The organism is Variovorax sp. P1_H12_2 (assembly GCF_056405335.1).
On the sequence record NZ_JBFUCI010000596.1, the window covers coordinates 1 to 2,874 of the forward strand.

Annotated in this window: 3 protein-coding genes and 1 pseudogene; all 4 read left to right on the top strand. The window is 68.1% G+C overall.

Annotation, left to right across the window (positions count from 1 at the left end; all coding sequences use genetic code 11):
• Positions 1–795: malate dehydrogenase (locus tag AC1D2K_RS32910; protein ID WP_478094405.1), on the top strand; the 795-nt coding region annotated here is incomplete at its 5' end.
• 12 nt (positions 796–807) lie between these two features.
• A complete protein-coding gene (tam, locus tag AC1D2K_RS32915; protein WP_478094407.1) occupies positions 808–1,584 on the top strand; it encodes a trans-aconitate 2-methyltransferase in 777 nt (258 codons plus the stop codon).
• Positions 1,581–2,588, top strand: coding sequence for an HpcH/HpaI aldolase/citrate lyase family protein (locus tag AC1D2K_RS32920; RefSeq protein ID WP_478094408.1), 1,008 nt, complete (start codon positions 1,581–1,583; stop codon positions 2,586–2,588). Before tam ends, AC1D2K_RS32920 begins: the two co-directional genes overlap by 4 nt.
• Positions 2,589–2,616: 28 nt before the next feature.
• A pseudogene (locus tag AC1D2K_RS32925) lies at positions 2,617–2,874 on the top strand (hypothetical protein); the annotation flags it as partial.

Below are 2,874 nucleotides of genomic sequence, written 5' to 3' on the forward strand. Positions count from 1 at the left end.
TTCCCGCTGCTGGTCGGCATGGAAGCCCACAGCGATCCGATGACCGCCTTCAAGGACGCCGACTACGCGCTGCTGGTCGGTTCGCGTCCGCGCGGCCCGGGCATGGAACGCGCCGAGCTGCTGGCCGTCAACGGCGCCATCTTCACCGCGCAGGGCAAGGCGCTCAACGCCGTGGCGAGCCGCAACGTGAAGGTGCTGGTGGTCGGCAACCCGGCCAACACCAACGCCTACATCGCGATGAAGAGCGCACCGGACCTGCCGCGCAAGAACTTCACCGCCATGCTGCGCCTCGACCACAACCGCGCCGCCAGCCAGCTCGCCGCCAAGACCGGCAAGGCCGTGGCCGACATCGAGAAGCTCACCGTCTGGGGCAACCATTCGCCCACGATGTACGCCGACTACCGCTTCGCCACCATCAACGGCGAAAGCGTCGCCAAGATGATCAACGACCAGGAATGGAACGCCAACGTGTTCCTGCCGACGGTCGGCAAGCGCGGCGCCGCCATCATCGAGGCGCGCGGCCTGTCGTCGGCCGCCTCGGCCGCCAACGCAGCGATCGACCACATGCGCGACTGGGCCCTCGGYACCAACGGCAAGTGGGTCACGATGGGCATCCCGTCGGACGGCCAGTACGGCATTCCGAAGGACACCATGTTCGGCTTCCCGGTCACCTGCGAGAACGGCGAGTACAAGCTGGTCGAGGGCCTCGAGATCGACGCCTTCAGCCAGGAGCGCATCAACAAGACGCTCAAGGAACTGCAGGACGAGCAGGCCGGCGTCGCCCACCTGCTGTAAGCCGCCCGCTGCATGCTCGACTGGAATCCCGCGCTCTACGGCCGCTACGAGGACGAGCGCACGCGTCCGGCCCGGGAACTGCTGGCGCGCGTGCCGCTGGCCGAGGCGGCACGCGTGTTCGACCTCGGCTGCGGGCCGGGCAATTCCACCGAGCTGCTGGTGCAGCGCTTTCCGGGCGCTGCCGTTGTCGGCACCGACAACTCCGAGGCGATGCTCGCGAGCGCGCGCGAGCGGCTGCCGCAGGCCCGCTTCGAGCTCAGCGACATCGCGACCTGGGCGCCCGAAGCGGCGCCCGACCTCATTTATGCCAATGCCGCCCTGCAGTGGGTGCCCGACCACGAGGCCCTGATTCCCAGGCTCTTCGCGGCACTGGCGCCCGGGGGCGTGCTGGCGATCCAGATGCCCGACAACCGCGAGGAGCCCACGCATCGGCTGATGCGCGAGGTGGCGGCCGAGGCGCCCTGGGCGCAGGCCATCGGCAATCCCGACCGCCTCCGTACCCGACTGCTGGCGATCGACGGCTACTACGACCTGCTCGCGGGCGAGGCTGCGGCGGTCGATGTCTGGCGCACCGCCTACCAGCATCCGATGGCCTCCGCGGCGGCGATCGTCGAGTGGGTCAGCGGCACGGGCCTCAAGCCCTTCGTCGACCCCTTGCCCGGCGAACTCAGGACCAGCTACCTGGCCGAATACGAACGCCGCATCGCGCGGGCCTATCCGGCGCGCACCGATGGCCGGCTGCTGCTGGCTTTTCCGCGCATGTTCATCGTGGCGCAGAAGAAAGCATGAGCACAGGCATCTCGACTCCTCATCCGCGCGAGGTCCTGCTCGGCGCCCAGGCCGGCTCGGTGGCGCTGCCGGTCTGCGACCATTACAGCGGCGTCGAAGCGCGCATGCGCAAGAGCCTGGCGCTGCAGGCCGAGATGGCCCAGGAATTCGGCGCCTGCGTGTTCGACGTCACCCTCGACTGCGAGGACGGAGCCCCGATCGGCGGCGAGGCCGAGCATGCGGCGCTGGTCACCGAACTCGCGCTGTCCGCCGCACCGGGCATGCGGGTCGGCGCGCGGGTCCATCCGGTCGACCATCCTTCGTTCCCCGGCGACGTCATGACGATCGCCGGCCGGGCCGGCCAGCGCCTGAGCCACCTGATGGTGCCCAAGGTGGAAACCATCGCCGACGTTCTCGAGGCCGTGCAGGCGCTCGATGCCGCCGATGCCGACGCACTGCCGCTGCATGTGCTGATCGAATCGCCACTGGCGGTGCACCATGCCTTCGAAATCGCGGCCCACCCCCGGGTGCAGTCGCTGAGCTTCGGGCTGATGGATTTCGTCTCGGCGCACGGCGGCGCCATTCCGGCCGACGGCATGGCCGCCGCCGGGCAATTCACGCACCCGCTGGTGGTGCGCGCCAAGCTCGAGATCGCATCCGCCGCCCATGCGCATGGCAAGGTGCCTTCGCACTGCGTCGTGACCGAGTTCAACGACATCGATGCGATGCGCGCCGCGGCCCGCAAGGCGGCCGGCGAATTCGGCTATATGCGGATGTGGAGCATCCATCCGAACCAGATCCGTCCGATCCTCGAGGCCTTCGCGCCCGACGAGCGGCAGATTCAAATCGCTACAAAAATCATGGCTGCTGCGGCGGCCGTGGCGTGGGCGCCGGTCAGTATCGATGGCACATTGCATGACCGCGCCAGTTACCGCCATTTCTGGCAGGTTCTCGAGCGGGCGCATGCCACCGGCCGCAGCTTGCCTTCCGAGGCGCAGGCCTGGTTCGCTCCCGCTATCTCCTGAAAACCCATCCCCCGAAAGAAACCTACCCATGAAGACGATTGCCCTGATCGCCGCCACCGCCCTCGCATTGCCGCTTGCGGCGATGGCCCAGACCAATGCTGCAAGCACCACGGCGAAGCAGCCGGCAGCCAACACGACCGGCAAGAAGGTCGTGCAGAAGGTGGTGCCCAAGCGCATCATCAAGCGGGTCGAGGAAGCCAAGCCCATCAGCGAAGAAACCGACATCACGCTCTCGGAGCAGGACCTGAAGGTCGCCGAGACCATCCTGACCGGCACCATCAAGTGC

Bases quoted from the DNA above. Each gene is read 5' to 3' on its own strand.
- AC1D2K_RS32920 (WP_478094408.1), top strand. From the start codon at position 1,581: ATGAGCACAGGCATCTCGACTCCTCATCCGCGCGAGGTCCTGCTCGGC.
- tam (WP_478094407.1), top strand. From the start codon at position 808: ATGCTCGACTGGAATCCCGCGCTCTACGGCCGCTACGAGGACGAGCGC.